The organism is Aquimarina litoralis (assembly GCF_019295435.1).
Lineage (GTDB): Bacteria > Bacteroidota > Bacteroidia > Flavobacteriales > Flavobacteriaceae > Aquimarina > Aquimarina litoralis_A.
The window spans coordinates 166,325-187,918 of the sequence record NZ_WEKL01000003.1; the positions used below are offsets into that span (position 1 = coordinate 166,325).

Annotated in this window: 15 protein-coding genes; 3 read left to right on the plus strand and 12 right to left on the minus strand. The window is 34.6% G+C overall.

The features are described 5' to 3' along the window. Positions 1-62: 62 nt before the first annotated feature. Complete coding sequence (locus GBO31_RS02890) at positions 63-3,986, minus strand: di-heme oxidoredictase family protein (protein ID WP_219006810.1); 3,924 nt, start codon at positions 3,984-3,986, stop codon at positions 63-65. 288 nt (positions 3,987-4,274) lie between these two features. On the opposite strand from GBO31_RS02890, the gene GBO31_RS02895 reads away from it, so the two are divergent. Then, complete coding sequence (locus tag GBO31_RS02895; RefSeq protein WP_219006811.1) at positions 4,275-5,573, plus strand: DUF2314 domain-containing protein; 1,299 nt, start codon at positions 4,275-4,277, stop codon at positions 5,571-5,573. A gap of 101 nt (positions 5,574-5,674) precedes the next feature. Here the strand turns inward: GBO31_RS02895 and GBO31_RS02900 are convergent, their stop codons facing one another. Further along, the gene (locus tag GBO31_RS02900; protein WP_219006812.1) at positions 5,675-7,114 is read right to left on the minus strand and encodes a hypothetical protein; all 1,440 of its coding nucleotides are present in this window, start codon (positions 7,112-7,114) and stop codon (positions 5,675-5,677) included. A gap of 225 nt (positions 7,115-7,339) precedes the next feature. Here GBO31_RS02900 and GBO31_RS02905 point away from each other — a divergent pair, with 225 nt between their 5' ends. Both GBO31_RS02905 and GBO31_RS02910 read left to right on the plus strand, forming a co-directional pair. Beyond that, positions 7,340-8,386, plus strand: a complete 1,047-nt coding sequence (locus GBO31_RS02905) for a hypothetical protein (protein ID WP_219006813.1) — start codon at positions 7,340-7,342, stop codon at positions 8,384-8,386. Between the two features lie 132 nt (positions 8,387-8,518). Further along, positions 8,519-9,553 (plus strand): LacI family DNA-binding transcriptional regulator, encoded by a 1,035-nt coding sequence (locus GBO31_RS02910; RefSeq protein ID WP_219006814.1) that lies wholly within the window; start codon positions 8,519-8,521, stop codon positions 9,551-9,553. Here the strand turns inward: GBO31_RS02910 and GBO31_RS02915 are convergent. From GBO31_RS02915 to xylA, 10 genes are read right to left on the minus strand one after another with little or no spacing between them, the layout of a single operon-like run. Next, a complete protein-coding gene (locus GBO31_RS02915; protein WP_219006815.1) occupies positions 9,550-10,593 on the minus strand; it encodes an aldose epimerase family protein in 1,044 nt (347 codons plus the stop codon). The genes GBO31_RS02910 and GBO31_RS02915 overlap by 4 nt on opposite strands. 3 nt (positions 10,594-10,596) lie before the next feature. Continuing rightward, the gene (locus tag GBO31_RS02920; RefSeq protein ID WP_246615752.1) at positions 10,597-11,760 is read right to left on the minus strand and encodes a glycoside hydrolase family 26 protein; all 1,164 of its coding nucleotides are present in this window, start codon (positions 11,758-11,760) and stop codon (positions 10,597-10,599) included. An 11-nt stretch (positions 11,761-11,771) separates the two neighbouring features. Beyond that, the gene (locus tag GBO31_RS02925) at positions 11,772-13,364 is read right to left on the minus strand and encodes a glycoside hydrolase family 43 protein (protein WP_219006816.1); all 1,593 of its coding nucleotides are present in this window, start codon (positions 13,362-13,364) and stop codon (positions 11,772-11,774) included. A 9-nt stretch (positions 13,365-13,373) separates the two neighbouring features. Continuing rightward, complete coding sequence (locus tag GBO31_RS02930) at positions 13,374-14,921, minus strand: sugar porter family MFS transporter (protein WP_219006817.1); 1,548 nt, start codon at positions 14,919-14,921, stop codon at positions 13,374-13,376. Positions 14,922-14,932: 11 nt separating this feature from the next. Continuing rightward, positions 14,933-15,904 (minus strand): Gfo/Idh/MocA family protein, encoded by a 972-nt coding sequence (locus GBO31_RS02935; protein ID WP_219006818.1) that lies wholly within the window; start codon positions 15,902-15,904, stop codon positions 14,933-14,935. 13 nt (positions 15,905-15,917) lie between these two features. Further along, positions 15,918-17,246, minus strand: coding sequence for a glycoside hydrolase family 2 TIM barrel-domain containing protein (locus GBO31_RS02940; protein ID WP_219006819.1), 1,329 nt, complete (start codon positions 17,244-17,246; stop codon positions 15,918-15,920). Positions 17,247-17,251: 5 nt separating this feature from the next. Next, complete coding sequence (locus GBO31_RS02945; RefSeq protein WP_219006820.1) at positions 17,252-17,953, minus strand: phytanoyl-CoA dioxygenase family protein; 702 nt, start codon at positions 17,951-17,953, stop codon at positions 17,252-17,254. A gap of 18 nt (positions 17,954-17,971) precedes the next feature. Continuing rightward, complete coding sequence (gene fsa, locus GBO31_RS02950) at positions 17,972-18,628, minus strand: fructose-6-phosphate aldolase (RefSeq protein WP_219006821.1); 657 nt, start codon at positions 18,626-18,628, stop codon at positions 17,972-17,974. Between the two features lie 12 nt (positions 18,629-18,640). Then, a complete protein-coding gene (locus GBO31_RS02955) occupies positions 18,641-20,257 on the minus strand; it encodes a sodium:solute symporter (protein WP_219006822.1) in 1,617 nt (538 codons plus the stop codon). An 8-nt stretch (positions 20,258-20,265) separates the two neighbouring features. Further along, positions 20,266-21,591, minus strand: coding sequence for a xylose isomerase (gene xylA / locus GBO31_RS02960; RefSeq protein ID WP_219006823.1), 1,326 nt, complete (start codon positions 21,589-21,591; stop codon positions 20,266-20,268). Positions 21,592-21,594 lie beyond the last annotated feature (3 nt).

Genomic DNA, 21,594 nt, shown 5'->3' on the forward strand with positions numbered 1-21,594 from the left:
TTTAATAATAAAACCAGGTTGGTTATATAATGAGAACAGTAACCTGGTTTTATTAATGTTGGTTAAAGAGTTTTTAAGAATTTAATTAGATTATCTTTCTGTTGCTGGCTCAGATTATTATAAGCAGCTCTTGAGCCACTTGCTTCTCCTCCATGAGCTCGTATTGCTCCTTCAAGGGTTGTAGCTCTACCATCATGCATTAGGATTAATGCTTTTCCATTTCTTTCTAGAAGATCTATGTTTCTTCCCAGTCCCCATAATGGTGGTGTTCGATATGGTTCATCGGTAACAGTATGCATTTTCATATCCGTATATGGTCTTATGGTAAGGTTTCGAAATTCAGCAGGAGCAGAACTACTTGTTCGCTGTGTTGGAGCATGACAACTTGCACAACCAATTCTATTAAATGTCTTGTCTCCTTCTGCTACTCCAGGTATATCATAAGCACCAGGACTTCTTGTTGGTACGGTTAAGAATTCTGTATACGCAACGAGTTGTCTTAAATCTTTTGCAGATAAATCGGTATCAGGGTTTACACCATGATCGGCTATTAGGGCATTTCGAACTTGATCTTCTACTGTGTTTACATCTCCATTCCAAGTTAAACCAACTTCGGCACCAGAAATATGCTGTAGAATACCTACTCCATATACAGGAGGAGGAACCCTCATCTCTCCATCACGAGTTCTTTCAAGCTTTGAACCTCTACCATCTCTAAAGTGACATTCTTGGCAATTCGTTGTCCCTATATTGATCTCTCCAAGTATATTTCCTGGATCATTTCCATTTCTTCTGTGACGAACTCCATGGAATAAATGATGCCCTTCTAGGAAATCATCTACATCATCTTCACTAGTTAAGGTAATAATGTGCTGTGTAAATATAGCATCTGCTTCCTCCCTCACATGAGATCCAAATCCAGGCAGCACCATATATGTACTAGCTCTACCAGCTAAGGACAATCTAGGATCACCCAGCGTATTCAATCCTTCACCGACTACATAGTTTTGGAATGTATTATATGTCTGAGCTCCACTACCACCTGTTACCGCAGTAATTTCGTAAGTAACTATATTACCATAACCCCATTTACCTGAATCTTCTCCAGCGCTTTTTGCATAGGTTGGAGGAGAAGAATCTCCTTTTTCCATATAGTCAATACGCACCACAGCTGCATTATCTACATCTCCATGAGGATGYACAGAGTTTGCGTCACCTCTTGTTAATCTTGGATTTATAATTAATCCACTAGCAGCATCTGTGAATGTCGTATTAAATCGATCTAAGTTTCTTAATAGATCAGAATTATGTTGCGCATCGAAAACCGCTTCGGTTATACCATCTTGAGCATGTGGATGTCTAAAACGCATCCAATTTGCTCCTTCTCTCGTAATTGTTGGTCTATTATCTGGATCGATTCTTTGACCAGCAGTTGTAAACAAACCTGAGTATACATAGATATCACCAGGATCATTGGTAGTGTTTCCTTGCTTTTTATATCTAAAGAAATAATAGAAATCTCCAGCATTTCTACATTGACTTGGAACCGCTACTCCACCACCTACATTTACTCCAAAAAATTCTACTTGGTTACATGAACAGAAGAATTCAAAATCAGGATTTCCACCAGACTGAATCTGAACAACATTTCCTATTCGAACACTTACTGTACTTAAATCAGTGGCAAGATCAAAAGCAAAACCTTGTGCTGCATCCGATCCAATAATTGGAGTGGGTAGTGCAGGTCTAGGATAATTCACTAATGGAATATCACCACAAGGATCATCTGGACAAGGTGCACAATTAGGACCTCCACAATCTACTCTTTCTTCACCTTGATTAAGGATACCATCACTACATGTTGGAGCTGGTCCTCCTTCTAGAATTTTATATTCTCCTAAAAATATTGGACATTCATTATTACCCCATCTTACCCAAATATTATAAATAGCGGGAGAAATATTATCTATGGTAAAAGAACCAGCATTATCTGGTGTGGTATATGGATAACTATTTCCATTATCGATACTAAATTCTAGATTGCTTCGATCCGCCACATTATCGAAAGTAAACTTGATAGTTCCATCATTTAGATCTTCTACAGTTTCATTAGTAACAGAAACTACAGCGTTAGGGTTTGGAGTACCATTACATACTTCATCACAACCAATGGTACAATTACTTCCTCCACAATCTACTCCTTCTTCGTCTCCATTTTGTATTCCGTCATCACACGTTGGACATACACCACAATCAGGACCTCCACAATCTATTCCTGTTTCGTTTCCATTTTGAACTCCATCAGTACACGTTGCCACAAAATAACAACGATCATCTCCAGCTGTAACTGTAAATGTAGTATTTGGTCCTCCTTGTATTCCAAGTTCATATGTTTCGCCAATAGTTATATTGATGACTCTTTGGTAGTATCCATTTTCTAGTTTATCTGGAGCTACACAACCATTAAATCCTGGACCCGTACACATATAAAGTACCTGACCTAATTCTTCTCTTGAATAAATAACACCTTGTCCATCTACAATCGTAAGTCCATAATCACCGCATGTACCTCCATCAGCAGGAGGATTCGTTTCACATGGTTCACAGTTTGGACCTCCGCAATCGATTTCAGTTTCCCCATTATTAAGGATTCCATCATCACATGTAGGCTCTGGATCACTTTGAGTGGTTATCAAATGCCATACTCCACCTACATTATCTCCATTGGTATCTCCTGGATTATTGTCATTTGCATAAAAATATAAGGGTTGGTTATCATAAGTTACTTGTAGTGTTCCGTCACATCTAGCTGACAGTCCAAAACCAGCTGTAAAAGTATCGCTTACTTGATTCGTAATAATAAGATCTTCCAGATTCTCTATAGTAACTGGTGGCCATGTTACTGCACAATTATCATAACAATCACTAAAAGGTAGTGTAGGATTATCATTGTCGAAAGTATATATACTAAATCCTGATTGACTTGCGTCTTCTCCTCCGATTAGAAAAGTTCCTTTATCTGAGTTACTAGTTAAGGCAATAATGGGTTCTGAGACAGGCGGTGGGGGATTATCCTTCCACGGATCACATGTTGGATCTGGATTTTGCCCTTCGCCTATAAAGGTAAGCTCATCTACATTCATAGCAGCATCACCATTCTGAAAGATGATCTCAAAAGAAGCTCCTTGAGGAACATTTACTTCAATAGTTGCTGTAGTATAATTCCCAACCCAACTCCCGTTAGAAGAAAAATTAAGGTTGCCAGCATCATTCCCATTAACAAAAACTGACAACGTTCCAGATTGTTGGGAAGCATATTTTATCACTACCGAACTAGCTGTAGGAACACCTTCTAGCCTAAAACCTGCATTTACAGAACTAATATAAGCTACTCCTTGTCCATTGGCAGCACTTGTATCATCATAATATTGTGCACTTCCTAACAAACTACCGGACTCAGCTTGTATGGTCGTTTCGCTATCACCACCATCACTAGTACAAGGATTACAATTCGGACCTCCACAGTCAATTTCTGTCTCACCGTTATTTAAAATCCCATCATCGCAAGTAGGATCAGGATTATCATCCCCTGCTTGTTGTGCGGTTACTGTAAAAATATCAGAAATATACTGCCCTCCTACAGAAGAGCTTATTTTAATCTGTATTTGATAAGTCTCCCCAACAGATGCACTGACTTGTCTTTCCCAGCGATTAGTAGTAGTGTTTAGTTCTCCTGATACACAAGCATCATTCAAACAAAGAAAATTAAAGCCATTTGTCCATTCTGGCTGGTTTTCAAAATATAATATAGCAACGCTACCATTTACCTCAATACCACTATTAGTAGTATCGCTTTGAGAATAGAAGGTTATGGAATAGAACAAACAACAAAATAAAAGAAGATGTTGCTTGAGTTTTGATCTAGAAAAAGAGTCGAGAAACAACTCTTTAAACATCGTAAAATGGTGTGGTTTTTTACTTGTCATGTCTTAGTTGATTTGTGTAATATTTGATTTTTATAAACCTTAAGTGGTTTATTTTCAATTTTTTAACAAATTTAGTTCGGTATCTGTAAATTCAGGAAATTATCAACACTTCAAAGACTTGTATGAACTACGTTTTCACTACGCAAACGTTTGAAAAAAGGTTAAATTACCACTCTAATAAGCTCTCAGGGTTTTTAAAGCAAATTGTTCTCTGTACTTTAGAACTGTGTTTCATTCTTCGCACAATTCACAAAGCATCATTTTTATATTATATAAATCAAATAACTTATGAGGGTTTTTCTTTTAGTAATTTTTTCTGTAGTTTTAATCTGTTGTCAAAAGCAAAGGGAATATGAAATTATTGAGAACAACATAGATCTTAGAAATAATGATTACATGAACAGTTTTGGTATCTATTCTTTAGAAGATGAAAATTTACCATCTCATGAAGAAGTTGATTCTTTATTTAAGTCAATTCTACCAAATTATAACAAATACAATTATAGAAATGAAAGAAGGTCTGAATCTGGATATTACATTGAATCATTAAATACTCTCAGCGGAATATTAACCCCTCCAAGTATATCATACTTACAAACATATGGATATGGGCTCACGGACAGTGAAAAACAACGGTTACAACAATGTAAAAACATCTATGCCATTACAACATATGGAGGAAAAAAAGATGCAATAAAGGAGCAAAAAGAAGTTTATGAATTATTGCTTCAGTTAGCAGAAAATAAAAAATACATATTAGTTGATTTTGGAACCTTAGAATATTTTAATCCTAATAGTTGGATACAAAAAAGAATTAAACCATTTATGAGTAAAACCCCTAATATTGCAAGTCAAATCCGAATAAAAATCAGCCAAAGAACTGAAACCAATACTTGTAGAGCAGTGACTTTTGGAATGGAAAAATTTTGTTTGCCAGATATTACTATTCCAGATTTTTCTTGTAACAATAAAGCTGATATAAAAACAATTCTTGAATTGATATCTCAAAAATTATCTGAAAATTCATTTATATCAAGTGACTCTACTCTTAGTATAACTCCGAAAGATATTCGTAATACTCATTTTAATTCTCTTATTAAAAAAAGACTAGCTGTAGACTTACTCAACATCAAACTATCAGCGATCAAACCAATAAAAGGTGATAAAAACAACAATCAATATAGAATAGATTTTGTAAATCCTGAATTGATAAATCAACTATTAAAGGATAACGAAATACAGTACATTAATCACACTAATGAGATTTTAAGATTAAGTAATGAGGCAAAAAAAAGGTTACCAGATCTAAAAATAGCATTCAATAATCACCAACTAATAGATGATTTCCTATTGGTAAAAGCACCTTTTCAGCATAATGAGACAAAAGAATGGATGTGGGTCGAAGTCACAAAATGGGATAACATGACCATTATCGGAAAACTCTATAATTCATCTAATACGGTAGAACATTTAAAAAATGGTGTGCTTGTTTCTGTAAATCAAAAAGATATTTTTGATTATATCATTAAAAAAGAAGATGGAAGTTTTGAGGGAAATGAAACTGAAAAACTAATTAGAGCGAAATAAAAAACGAACCTCATAAGTTGGATTAGTCATATATATCAAAAAACTTTGAATACATACTCCTTAAGATTAAGTTTGACTTTTGATATTTATCTTAAAATCCATTACAAACTTGCTAGACTTTTGTTAAAGGCTTTCTCCTTTAGATAGGGGACTAATTTATCATATAAAGGAATGAAAACCTTTTCCTTTATATTCTCTGCATCTTGTGAATAATAGACTTTATTTACTTCATATCTTGCACTACCCAATAATTGATGCATATGTAACATTTTAAAATCTACAACTTCCTTTATATTATTACCTAAACCTTCACACCCAAATACTCCAGGAGAATTTGGAACAGCTACCAATATTTGATACGCCTTTTCATCTTCAATTATCAGATCATATAACACTTGAAGAAATACTTGCTCGTATAAATCACCAGCTCCCAAACTCCAATCTGTTTTCGGTTCTTCCTCTTTTGCTAAAGTACCAAGCGAAAATGCTTCTTTTGGATCCACTCCTAAAATTCTGAAAGCTTCGTCTAAATTTCCTTTTTGACCTCCAAAACTTTTAATGATTTTATTAATTTCCTGTTTTTCTATATCGCTTAATATGTTTGGTACCATATGTTCATAACCTAACAACAATAGAACTTCTCTCATTTCTTTATATAACGAAGGAGTCTTTTTCTTTATTCTTGTATATACTCCTCTGGCAGTTGCAGTTCCCATAGCCATATTGGATACTAGTAACTCAGCTCCGAATGCATGGTCTGCAATTCGTCTGATACCACCAGAAGTTAAGGGTTGATCTGACCATTTTAAAAAATCAAATCGATCAGAATAGGTATTTCCTTCTATAATTTCCTTCATTCTAACAACATGTCGATATGATAATGCTTCACCATTAGGGCCAGCAGCTTCATTATCTCCAAAAACTCCAGGCCAATCCATATTAGATCCCCAAACGGGTCTAGGATTATCTCCATGACATCTAATACAAGAAGAAGGGTTTCTATGAAGTTGTGGTTTTTCGGCTGTAAAATCAAACTGTGAAAACTCCCAAAATCCTGAATCTTCATTCAATTCTGCACAATCCAAGAGATCATATTTTGGATCATCAGGTTTGGTACTAATATTCATCAAAAATGTACCATCAGATCCAAATAAAACTATTCTTGGAAAACGTAAATTGGATTGTCCTTCTCCCTTTGTATGTTCTACCAGAGAAAAATTATTTTTAAAATGTGACGGTAGATGATTTAGTAAATCTGTCATCAAAGAAATTTCATTTTCTTGAATAAATTTCATTACACCATCAATGCTCATTTCCGGTTCTCCAACTTTAGTCATTGGATTCAAACTTTCTAAATTAACTATTACATCATTAACTTCTTGAGGACATAGTATTTTCCCTTTTACGATTCCACCAGTACTTACATATTCCTTTTCCTGAACAGCTAGATCTTGATATACCTTTTGATCACTTTTAGACCCACACCCTAAAAATATTACCGATACTAATGTTATAAATAACAGACGAAATGAAGATTTCATAAACCTAATTTTTTAACAAAAAAACATGTTTTTGTCTATAAAAAGCATCGAAAATCATCAAATACCTGAAATGCGTGGTAAAAGTGTAGTGTCGAAGTACTATAAAAGTGTCGTGCTGTAATAGTAAAACCTTCTTTAATAACGAAATTAGCTCAAACGTTTGAGATAAGATATTTCAACACAAACTCGAAGTAAACTTTAACTAATTATCAAATTCAAAAACTAATGAAAAGAGTATTTAAATTGTTTTTATTCTCAGTAATGTTGGTTGGTCTTACGATTTCTTGTGAAAATGAAGAATTCGGAGTTACGGCATCATCTGTACCCAAAATTATTGATGAAAACGGAAAAGCAGCATGTCCTTCATCTCACCCTTACGAAGCTTGTGGAGCTTGTTGGGTAGATGCCAATCAAGCACAATCTGGAGGTTGTACAGATACCAACGGAAATGATGGTGGAAACAATGGAGGTGGAAATAACGGCGATAGTCAAAATAACTGCCCTTCTTCTCACCCTTATTCTGCGTGTGGTCAATGTTGGACGGATGCAAATCAAGCTCAATCTGGAGGTTGCAACGACGGAGGAAATGGAGATAATGGAGATGGAAATGACGGCGACGGGAACAATGGTGATGGAAATAACGATGGTGGTACACCATGTGGAAATTTCATTTATAACCCGAATAATACAGCCTGCGTAACTTCTGTAGCTAATGGAAGTGGATGTATGAATAGTGATGGATTATTTGTTAGCTCAAGAGGTGTTGTTAGTAATCCATGCAACACGGTAGAAGCTGTTTTAGATATTGAAAGAAATTTAGGTATCAATATCGATGATCAGTTTATCGCTCAAAGTGGGTATCAAGGGTCTGTTCCATCCATTAACCCTACAATGACCAAAAGTGATTTCTTAATTTATATGAAAGAATTATTAAAAGGAATCAACATTGATGGTAAATCCGGTGATGAATTCGCAACTGAATTTACAAACCTTTTGGATACAAATAATGATGGGATTTTGACTAGAAACGAAGCGAGTCAGGCAAAAGGTTCGGATCCTCGTCAAGTATTAAATCTTGAACCAATTTTCACTATTAATGGTGGATTGGCTACTGATGATGTTCTTGCATATGTAGGATTATATTTGGGTGATGGAGCATTAGACAAATATGCTGGTGATTTACCACAAATAGTTCAAGATAATATGGCAAAATTCACAAGAACGTGGCAACCTGGTGTTAACGCTTCTTCTAGAAGGTATGACTCCAAATAAATAAGATCATTTAGCTTATTTTTTATAGATCAATCCTTATCTAAAGGATACTAATATTGAATATGTACTGGTTTGAAATTTTCAAACCAGTACATATTAGTTTATATAAATTACAAACAACTAATACAGCTGATGAGCAAAAAGAAAAGAATAACATTAAAAGATATTGCTAATGAGTTTAATGTTTCTATAGCTACAGTTTCCAAAGCTCTAAATGACAGTCATGAAATAAGCAGTAAAACAAAGCTTAAAATACAAGAATACGCTCAGGAGCATCATTATAAACCAAATAGCTTAGCATTAAATCTCAAAAACCGTAAAACAAAAACGATAGGTGTTATCATACCTAATTTTCTCAATCATTTCTTTACTAAGGTTTTCGTTGGAATTGAAAAAATAGCAACTCAGAAGGGATATAACTTGATCACTTGCATTTCAAACGAGTCTTATGAAAAAGAGGTGAGTGCTATGGAATTGCTTAAAAATTCAGCTCTGGACGGATTTATCCTCTCCATTGCAGAGGAAACACAGATTAAACAGAATTTTGATCATTTTCAAAATACAATAAATCAAGGTATTCCTATTGTAATGTTTGATCGTGTTACTGAAGAAATAGAATGTGATAAGGTAATTGTTAATGATAAAGAAGGTGCTTATAATGCTACTAAATATTTTATCGAAACTGGATGTAAAAACATTGCTTTAGTTTCTAATATACATAACACTAGCGTTGGTAAATTACGTCTAGAAGGGTATAAAAAAGCATTAAACGAAGCTGGAATCCTGATTGATGATGCGTTAATTCTAAAAGTTGATGAATTCAATAATATCGATACCTCCCTTAAAATTTTGTTAGGATCTAGAAAAGTAGATGCCATGCTATGTCTAGAAGAAGATTCTGCTGTCAATACACTACGAATAGTTCAATCACAAGGATACAAAGTTCCGGATGACATTTCTATCATTGGATTTACCAATGGAGTTCTGCCTAGGCATGTAACTCCTGCTATAACAACGATTAGTCAACATGGAATATACCTGGGAGAAACTGCTACAAGAATGTTAATAGATAAATTAGAAAACGAGGATTCTGAAACATCTCATACTACAAAAGTCATTAAAACTAACTTGATAGAAAGAAATACCACTTTGCCTATTCATTACTAATCAATACTACTAAATTTAAAAGTCATACTATTATCGTATAATTCTCCTGCTTTTAACTGGACAGATGGGAAATTCCATTTATTTGGCGCATCTGAATAATTCTGCATTTCAAAACAAATAGCCGGAAATTTTCCATATGACACATTGTTTCCGTAGTAGTTCCCTTCTGGTAATTTCTTAGGAGTAAACAGCACTATTCCTGGTTGATTACTAAAAAACTCCATTTTAATTTTAGTTTTTGGAGATATTAGTACTCCTTTTGAGTTCATATTTTCATCAAAAATAAGCGTATCATCTATAGTTCCTTTATATTCTAAAAACTCTAAACATTTTGAATTAGTAAAGTCTAATTTTGTCTCCTCTACTGGTTTTAAAATACCTGTTGGCAGCAATTTATCATCTACTTCTAAATAATGGCTACAATGCAACAGCAATTCATGATTTAGAATATCATCTGAACCATTTAAATTATAGTATGCATGGTTTGTTAGGTTCACGAAAGTGTCTTCAGTCGAAGTTGCGTCATATCGTATCTTTAATTCATTAGTATCGGTAAGTTGATATGTAACTTTCACCCTTAAACTGCCGGGATATCCCTCTTCTAAATGCTCACTAAGATAGGATAATGAAACCGATAGTGAATCTTCGTTTATATACTCGATATCCCAAACTTTTTCATCAAAACCTTGCTTCCCGCCATGTAAATGAACGCCTTCTTCCTGGTACAAAGGATACTCTAAGCAATTCATGGTAAATTTTCCTCCAGAAATTCTTCCGGCATATCTTCCTATTGAAGCTCCTAAAAACCTAGACTCCTTATTTTTTGATTTCTCTATATATTGTTCCAAAGAATCAAAACCAACAATCACATTGATCATATTACCTAAGTGATCTGGCACTTCTAAACTCATTATAGTGGCACCATAATTAGCAATTCTCAATTTCATTCCACTACCATTGGATAAAGAAAGAACAAACAGCTCTTTGTTTCCATGAAATCCAACAGATTTTTGTTTTATGTTTCTTTTTAATGTTTCCATCAATTATTTATTTATAGTTTTCCATAATTGATCGTATAAATCTGGAGATGATTTAATATACTTTGGATCCGAAGTTACTTCTACCCATCTCTTACTTATCGTATCGCTAAGCTGTAACCTCGCATCAATTCTTTTAAAGGTAGGATTATCAACCCACATAGGGTGAGAATCCCAATGACAATTGATATAATGAACAGCCTTAACTACATCTGGATTCTCATCAATTGTTTTAAAAAATGGAACAAACCATTCTTGCCAAGCTTCTTCTGCCTGTTCTGGATTACTAAGTTGAGTTTCCTTTGTATTCCCCGTATTTTTATCAAAATCAGGACTTGTTATTGTCGGTGATGCTTCTGCAATAAAAACGGGTTTTCCTTTTTTTCTGGCAAAATCTATCATTTTTTGATCTGCCCATCTATTAAAAAATGAAAAGCCTAACCAATCTACATATTCATCACCAGGATACCAAGATTCTAAATCCCCTTCATTAGGAGACATAAATCCTGTTGACTGCCATACAAATGCAGTATTTTTCACTCCTTTATCTCTAAGCATAGTGACCATTCGGATATAGGCTTTTTTTGTAGCTTCTTTATCATAATGATTCCAAGGTTCTCCATCAAACTCATATGCTATTCTCAAAAAAACTGGCCTTTTCCCAAGAGACAATAAAAAATCAGCTAGTTTATGAATATAGGCATCATGAGTTCCGTCTGCTACTTTTTCTTCATGATTTACAAACTGAAGTCCAATCGCCAAAACCATATTATCATAATCGTCATCAGCCAATTGTAAACTTGCATTGTAATCATTATCACCCCAATCGTGCGTCTCATATATTCCATCTAATCCTTCCTGAACTCTACCAAATGAATTTTCTCCTGGATTTATATTCGTATACGTTGTCCAACCTGCAGGTTTATCAAAATGATCTAAATACCCATCATTATATTTTTCTAATCCACCAACAGCTTCTAGCTCCTGCCCTACAAATAGCAATACTTTACCATCTTGTGGTTCAAACTTAGCTAAGGCTTTTTCTTGTTTTACTTCTGCTTTTTCAACTTCTTTTTCTGAAACTTCTTCAACCTTTTTTGAGTTTTCATTGTCCTTACATCCCCATATAAGAAACATAACAGTCATTATACCTAAAATTTTTCTATACATCTTTTATATTTTTAATTAATCTCTTTATAGTCAAACCAATCGAAATCAGCATGCTTTTTGTTACTTGCTAGATCTTGGCAGCAAATTCCAACAAACATTCCTGTAAATGCCGGACGATAACGTTCGTCTCGCTCTCTTACATAATCATCGGATAATATGCTCGCATCCAAAACCTCTCCAATTGGAGAAAAAGTACTTTCTTGATCCGTGCTGTAGTAAAATTGAAGTTCTTCATGATTCAAAACTCCTTTTAACACAATAGCAGTTTCTCCTGTGATATCTACTTCTTTCTGTTCGGTCATGGCAAAATGATCCGAAGAAATAATTCTTAATATCTTTACAGTTCCTTCATAATTAGAAGTCACATGTAAATAGTGATAGTGTCCTGTGTTATAGTAAAAAACCAATCCCGCCATCTCATGGATGTTATTTGGATCAAACTCTAATGAGGTACTAGCTTCAATTACAAAATGTTGCACTCTCCTCGCAATTAATGCCTGCGTATGCGTAGACGAAAGACTTTCTTTTCCTTTTAATCTTATATATCCTTTTCGATCCGTTAAAGAACACCAATCTTCTGTTCTGGGAATTCGTAGTGATTGAAAATCTATAGATAAGTTATCAGACTCAAAATCATATCTTTTATTATTATCCCCAATTATCGAATCCTTTTTATCCAATCCCGGAATTTCCAATCTTGGTAGTCTGGAATCGCTTTTTAAATAAGGCCAATCATTATCCCAAAAAAGTTCTTCAATCGCTGTTTCTCTTCCTAGAATACATCTTCCTCTTTCTTTTAAAGGTCGACCTACTAAAAACGTAACAAACCACCTTCCATCTTCAGTTTCAACGATATCTCCATGACCTGCTTTTTGCAGTTTATAAGGTTTGCAGTGTGATGAAGAAACGATAGAAGTATTAGGATGCAATTCATATGGTCCCAATATTGATTTAGAACGAGCAATAGAGACCGCATGATTGTATTCTGTACCGCCTTCTGCTAAAATCAGATAGTAAAACCCATCCTTTTTAAAAATATGGGGTCCTTCGGTACAGCCTAAATATGATCCTTTGTGTATATAATGCACATCTCCAATCAATTGTTTCTTCTGAGGATCATATTCCTGTAACTCTATCCCACCAAACATTTTATTAGCCCGATGATCTAATAACATATTTAAGAAGTATTTCTTTCCATCATCATCATGAAATAAAGATCCATCAAAACCTCTAGAAGACAGATAAATTGGTTCTGACCACTCTCCTTGAACATCTGTAGTTGTAATCAGATAATTTGGTGTGTCTTTCCATACGCCATCAAAAGATTTTACATTAGAATATACTAGGTAAAAAACACCATTATCATATGATAAACATGGCGCCCATACTCCACATGAATCTGGGACACCTTTCATATCTAATTGAGAAATACGATTGATAGGTTGCGCTATTACTTTCCAATTTTTAAGATCCTTGGAATGATGTATTTGTACTCCTGGAAACCATTCAAAGGTTGATGTCGCGATATAATAATCGTCTCCTACTCGAATTATTGAAGGATCTGGATTAAAACCTTTTAAAATTGGATTCTGAATAAGATTCATATATTATTCTTAGTTTTTTACAAGTTCTTTTTCGATTTGTTCAAGTGATTTTCCTTTGGTTTCTGGCAAATATTTAAAGAGCACTACAAAACCTATCAAAGCCAACGCTCCAAAAATGAAATATGAGGTACTACTACCAAGTGTCTCAATTTCCCAGTTAAATGTTCTTTGTACTATCCAACTTGTGAAAGAGTTCACAAAACCTACAAAAGCGATCATTAAGCTTCTAACTCTATTCGGGAATAACTCCGATAACAATACCCACATCACAGGTCCTAATGAAAAGGCAAAGGATGCCACAAAAGTGAGTATCCCTATTAAAATTAAAATGGGATTCAGATTTCCAGCTAATTCGATAATCTCACCTTGTTTGTTAGCCAAAACTTGCTCTCCCAAAGCACTTTTTAAGGCTTCCTTAAAGTCTACATCATTTTGAAAAACAATATTTTCGACACTTCTAAACTTTGTAGCATCTACCCCTTCAATCTTAGCAATATCTTCTGTAGTAAGTTCATAAGTTGCTTTTGCAAACCCATAAGATGTAAGAAACATACCTGCTGCTGCTCCAATTAGACCGATTAACATTAGAGGTTTTCTTCCCATTCGGTCGATCAAAATCATTGCTAATACAGTAAATACGATATTAATCACACCGACCAAAACTGAGGATGCAAAAGCGGCATCAGTACCTATTCCTGATTGTTTAAAAATGGATGTAGAATAGAAAAAAATCGCGTTGATTCCAGTTATCATTTGAATCACACCTACAAACAATCCTAAAAAAAGAACAAACCTCAATGATTTTTTAAATATTTCGGAAATGGAAACTTTCTCCTTTTTACTACTTGCATTCAGATTCTCTTGAATCAACTGTTCTTCTTCTTTCGCTTTCGCATTCCCGTGAAGTTTTTGAAGCACTTCAAACGCTTCAGAATTTTTACCTTTAACGTATAACCATCTTGGGCTTTTAGGAACTAAAAAAAGTAAAAAGAAATAGATAACAGCTGGAATCAATTCTAAGCCAAACATCCATCTCCAGACATTCTCTTGATTTATATTTTCATTGGTATTTGCTACATCCGCAATGGACTGCTGTAAAAAATAACCTGTAAAATATGCAACGGAAAGACCAATTACAATATTCAATTGTTGTACAGATACCAACTTTCCTCTATTTTTTGCAGTAGAAACTTCTGCTATGTACATAGGTGCAAGAATTAATGCTGCACCGAAAGCTGCGCCTCCAATAAATCTGGCCCACCAAAGTATCCAATAGGATGTTGCATAAGCTGATAAAAATGCTGATAATGCATATACGAAAGCTACGGCAATCAGAACTTTCTTTCTTCCTATTTTATCACTTATCCAACCTGCAATTAACATTGCAAACATCGCTGCAAACGTAGGAGCTGCGTTAATACTCGCCACCTGATCTCCAGAAAAGCCAAAATAAGGACCAAAAAACTCTTGAGCTCCTGATATGATAGCAGCATCAAAACCAAACAAAAAGCCTCCTAAAGACACTACAAAGGCAATAAAAATAGATTTTCTTGACATTCTTTTATATTCTAATTATTGGAAAACTTTAATCCCGTTTGTTTTCTAACTTCATCAACAATAGTTATTAGATTTAGACTATCATCATGAGACCATAAATTGCTTTCAATTTTATGATCTAAAATGCATTGATGACATTCTTCTATTTCATATGAAAACCCTTTACCAACTGTTGGAAACTGATAATCCACTTCATGGTTATTTTTTATAACTGTATATGATTGGGTTTCATGCCAAATAGCATTTAATCTTATTCTCCCGTTTTCGCCACTTATCAGAGCCTTCATATCAGACGGAGAAATAAAACTACTGTGTAACACAGCTTGTGCTGTATCATAGTGTAAAATCATGGATGTTTGTTGATCTGCTCCGGATTCATAAAAGTTAGCTGCCGCAAGGATCTTTTTAGGCATACCTAAAACCAGATAACTTAAAAATAAAGGGTAAACTCCCATATCCATTAAAGAACCGCCTCCTAATCTTGTATCAATCATTCTTCCTTCTGCTATTCCTATATTGAAACCAAAGTCTGCATTGATATATTTTATTGCTCCTATTTCTCCGCTTCTTATTTTTACTAATGCTTCTCTTACAGAAGGGTTAAAACGTGTCCAAAAAGCTTCCATAAAAAACTTATTATTTGCTCTGGATGCTTCTACCATTTGTAAGGTTTGTTCTTTATTAAGTGCCACTGGCTTTTCGCATAGTACATGTTTACCAGCATTTAGTGATTTGATAGTTAAATCCGCATGAGAGCTATGCGGAGTAGCGATATAAATGATATCTAATTCATTATCATTAATTACTTGATCATAGCTATTGTAAGCTCTTTTAGCACCATATTTTTGTGAAAAATCCAAGGCTTTTTCGGTATTCCGAGATCCTACAGCAGATAATTCGGCATTCGGGATCAACGCTAAATCCTTTGCAAATTGATGCGCGATATTGCCTAAACCAATGATTCCCCACTTAATCTTATTCATTGTATTCATCTTATTAATTTGCTACTAAAAAAGGTATATTACCTCCTCCTGCTTTTCCTTTTCCGTCATAGACATATGCAAAAATTCTGTACTCACCTTCTTCTGGTGTTATAAATGTAAAAGCATCATCATTCTCGATAATTTTTACATCTACTGTTGCGGGTTCAATTTCTTTTTCTCCTCCTTGACTACGTATATCAACTTCTTTAGAAATAACCCATTTATAAGTCAATGTATCTCCATCATGATCATAAGCGTAGACTTTTGAGGTATATTTCTGATTTGGTTTTAGTTTTATATTTTGAACAGATTTTTTACCGTTTAGCATTATCGAATCAACTCTAGGCGCTCTATTTTTCGGATAGTTCCCGGTCCATAGTTTTGTTAGATTATCGATTGTTTCTGTTTGGCTTCCATCTTTATGAAACATGCCATACCATGTTGGTGTTCTCTCTTGTTTTTGCCCCCATTCAAAAGCAAATCCTCCAAGGCATTTTCCTGATGTGTTTCCAATTAGTCCTTTTTCCATTCTATTCAGGATACCATCGGCTTTTGGACCACTAACTTCTTCTATTTCTCTATTCCAATCTGTTTTTGGCATTTCCCAGAATCCTCTAGGTCCGAATTCTGTAATCATATATGGCTTAGAAATTCCTGTATTTTTCATTAGTTCTTCAACTCGTTCTAAGTCACCATACACTTGTACTGAAATTATATCCAATTGTGGTAAACGTTTCAAAGCCACTTCTAAATGATCTTCTATAACTCCAGCAAAGGTAGTAGTAACAGGATGATAAAGATCTTCTTTATGGATATAATCTACCATTTCGGATACGGCGTCATATACTTTTGGATTTACTTTTTTAAGAGATCCATCTTCATTAAACAGTAAGTTCAACTCATTTCCCAAAACCCAACACAGAACATTTGGATGATCTTTATATTTTTTTACAATGCTTTTTACTTTTTTCAACTGTTTTGCTACAGCTTCCTCATCATTATAATCAAATCCCCATAATTCTTTCCCTAGACTAATCCCTAAAGCCACCATAAAACCATATTTTTTAGCTGCTTCCAGTTCTTTTTCTACATTTTTTGTTCCCCAAGTCCTAAATGCATTTCCTCCTGCTTGGTGCAATGCCTCAAAATCATGACCATCTACATAATTAATCCCAACACCTTTAAGGTCGAATTTTTTGTCATTCACATAAAACTTATAAACTCCTTCTATCTGTTTTACCACAACTTTTGAAGCTTCTTGAGCTTTTATTTTACCATTGTTCTGAAATAATGAAAAACAGATAAAAAAAGTAAGAGTCATGATTTTAGTATAAGATTTCATAACCATTATTTTCTTTCTTTTAAAACTTCACTAGTGGAAAACTTGTACAACATATTGCGATACACACATATGTCAGTGATATCCTCAGGTGTGCCTTTAGGTATCGCTCTGAAGTTTGATGAAATTCTATCTTTTTTAACAGGCATTACCTTATGCCAACAATGTCCGTGTAGGAAAATTACTGTCCCTTTTTTAGGTCTAAAAACCAATTGTCCATTTAAATCTTCATTGGGTATTCCTACAGACAATATTCCTTCTTTATGTGTTTCGGGAAAAATGGCAATTTCACCTCCAGTACTATCGTCTATATCATGTGTATACACTAATCGATTTAAGTTATATTTAGTTTTATCTTCGGGAGGGCAATCCTGATGCCATGCCTGACCTTTGCTTCCTGCTTTAGAAAACATCATCATACAATACAAATTTTCCCAACCACCATTTAAAATATGATCTGTAATGGTATTGAAACGTTCATCTTTATCAATATCATCAAAATATGGTTTATTTTCTCTGTAGGGGAACCAGGGAATTACTTCTACTGAAGATTTTTGGATAAACTCATCAGTATGTTCCCAATTCGGATTTAAACCGTAGTGATCCAATATTACATCATTGTATCTATCCATTAGTTCTGGTTCAAAGAAGTTTTCTATGACAACAAAACCATTTTCCCAAAATTGGGTTACTATATTTCCATAGTCCATACTACTTAGTTTATATAATTAAACATTCATTGATTGTGCATCAGCTAAAAACTTTTCTAAACCGCTATCGGTTAGTGGATGTCTTAATAATCCTTCGATTGCACTTAATGGGCCGGTCATTACATCTGCACCAATTTTTGCACAATTCACTACGTGCATGGTATGCCTAACGGATGCAGCTAGTATCTGGGTCTTTACATTATAATTATGATATATTTTACGAATCTCATCAATGAGTAATAATCCATCTGTAGAGATATCATCAAGTCTTCCTATAAATGGAGAAACATAGGTAGCTCCTGCTTTTGCAGCTAGAAGTGCTTGACCACTCGAAAAAACTAATGTACAATTGGTTTTAATTCCACGATCCGTAAAATATTTAATAGCTTTTACCCCATCCTTTATCATTGGTATTTTCACAACAATTTGTGGATGTAATTTTGCAAGTTCTTCACCTTCCATAATCATCTCCTCAAAAGAAGTTCCAATTACTTCAGCAGAAACATCACCATCCACGATTTCACAAATCTTGAGATAATGATTCAGAATATTTTCCTTTCCTGTAATCCCTTCTTTTGCCATTAATGATGGATTGGTAGTTACACCATCTAGCACTCCTAACTCCTGTGCTTCTTTAATTTCATCTAAATTTGCTGTATCTATGAAAAATTTCATTTGTTTCTTTTTTTATCCTACGAAATAGGATAGTATGGTTATTACAATGAGCACCATCACTACTGAAAGGACAATATCAGATAGTGCAATACTTTGTTTATTGTCTAATTTTTGTTCTTTGGTTAATGTTCCAAATGACAAGCCCTTAATTGCTGCATAATCTGGAGGGTTGGTAAGTAAACTTACGGTTATACATATTATCACAGAAATTAGGAACATAAAGATGGCCATATGTGCAAAGTTTATAGTAGCAAAACTTAATAGAATTCCTGATAAACTATCCTGAAATATTTCTGCACATATCCTAAGTGCTGCTACAAAAAGACCTGAAAATAAGGTGACAATGGCAGCTTTAGAATTAACTCGTTTCCATAAAATCCCTAATAGAAAAACCGCGGTTATTGGTGGCGCAATGTATGATTGCACACTTTGTAAATATTTATATAAAGTTCCTCCTCCAATTTTTTCCATAATTGGGATCCACAAAATGCCAAGAAATACAACAATGGCAGTTGCGACTTTACCGATATTTAGTAACTTTTTTTCTGGTGTTGTTGGTTTTAGTTTTTTATAGATATCAATCGTAAAAATGGTAGAGCATGAGTTAAAAACGGAAGCGAGTGAACTCATCAATGCAGCCATTAAACCTCCTGCCACCAAACCTTTAAGACCAACAGGTAGAAGTGTCTTTACTAATACAGGAAAAACCTCATCGCTTTTTTCATAAGTAAGCACTCCTTCTTTTGCTAAAGCAAAAGCTATGATTCCAGGAATTAGAAATATGAAAATTGGCAAAAGCTTAAGATATGCTCCAAACATTGCTCCTCTTCGTCCTATAGTGATATTATTGGCTGCCAATGTTCGCTGGACTATATATTGATCCGTACACCAATACCATATCCCGACAATGGTTCCTCCGAATAACAATCCTGTCCAAGGGAAATCTGGGTCAGAAATTGGTCTCCACATATTAAAATGATTACTCCCTGCTATTTCTTTAAGGTTTTGCCAACCACCCACTTCTTGTAATCCTAGATATGTGATAATAAGGGATCCAACAATTAAAATTACGGTTTGTAAAGTTTCGGTGTAAATCACCGCTTTCATTCCTCCAATTACTGTATACAAACCAGTAAAAACAACAATACCAATTGCTCCATACCAAAAGTCAATTCCTAATAACTGAGAAACTACAATACCTCCTGCATATATAGTTACAGAAATTTTGGTAATAACATAACCCAATAAAGAGAATACCGATAAAAACCATCTTGACCTACTATCGAATCTCTTCTCTAGAAACTCTGGCATGGTAAAAGCTTTACTTCTAAAATAAAATGGGAGAAATAACCAACCCAAAAGCAAAACAATCCAAGCGTGTAATTCATAATGCGCCATGGGCATACCAGATTCGGCCCCAGTTCCTGCTAATCCTACCACATGTTCCGAACCAATATTAGAGGCAAAAATAGAGGCGCCTATTACAAACCAACCTACATTTCTGCCTGCCAGAAAATAATCTTCAGTGTTTTTATTTTTTTGCAACACGACCCACACAGCCACGGCGATCAAAGCCGCAAAATATAATGCTAACACCCACCAATCTTCTGTTTCTAATATTGAACTCATAACTTTAGTTAGATATATTGGTTAAGGATATTTTCAAAAAGTTCTTGTTTACCACTTTGTAGTTCAAGCTCACCAGTTTCTTGAGCTATTTTATAAAGGTCTTCCAAATTCAATTTCCCAGCTTCAAAGGCCTTTCCTTGATCTGAATGGAAGGATTCATATCGTTTCTCGCGTAGCTTTTCATACGGAGATGATGTTATAATTTTATTAGCTGTGATTAAGGCTCGAGCAAAAACATCTGCACCACCAATATGCGCAAGAAATATATCTTCAAGGTCCGTTGAATTCCTTCGGATTTTTGCATCAAAGTTTACTCCTCCTCCTTGTAATCCTCCTGATTTTAGAAACACAAGCATTGCTTCTGTTACTTCTAAAATATTATTTGGGAATTGATCTGTATCCCAACCATTTTGATAATCACCTCTATTGGCGTCAATACTGCCTAACATTCCTGCTCCAGCTGCAACTTCTAGTTCATGCTGAAACGTATGTTGTGCCAATGTAGCATGATTTACCTCTATGTTGATTTTAAAATCATTTTCTAATCCATATTCTTTTAAAAACCCAATTGAAGTTGCAGTATCAAAATCATACTGATGTTTGGTAGGTTCCATAGGCTTTGGTTCTATGAAAAAAGTTCCTTTAAAACCTTGACTTCTTGCATAATCTCTAGCCATCGTTAAGAACTGTCCCATATGATCTAGTTCTCGTTTCATATCTGTATTTAGAAGAGACATATATCCTTCTCTTCCTCCCCAGAAAACGTAATTTTCTCCATCGAGAGCAATGGTAGCATCTAATGCTAATTTCACTTGCCCGCCAGCTCTGGCTACCACATTAAAATCAGGATTGGTAGCTGCTCCATTCATATAACGAGGGTTTGAAAAACAATTTGCAGTTCCCCATAAAAGCTTAATACCTGTATCTTGTTTTTTTTGCCGAATATAATCTACAATAGTGGCTAATCTTTTTTCTGATTCTGCAAAAGAATTTCCCTCTTGAACCAGATCATAATCATGAAAACAGAAATAATCAAATCCCATTTTTGAGATAAACTCAAAAGCAGCATCTGCTTTATCTTTTGCGGCTTGAATTGGATCCGAAGAGGTATCCCAATCAAATTTATGTGTTCCAGGACCAAAAGGATCTGCTCCTAATCCACAGAACGTATGCCAATAAGCAACTGCAAATTTGAAATGCTCTCTCAACGTCTTACCTGCAACTATTCTATCTGCATCGTAGTATTTAAAAGCTAATGGGTTATCAGATTCTGGACCTTCATACTTAATACTATCTATTCCTTTAAAATATTCTTTACCTATTAATACGGCCATTTT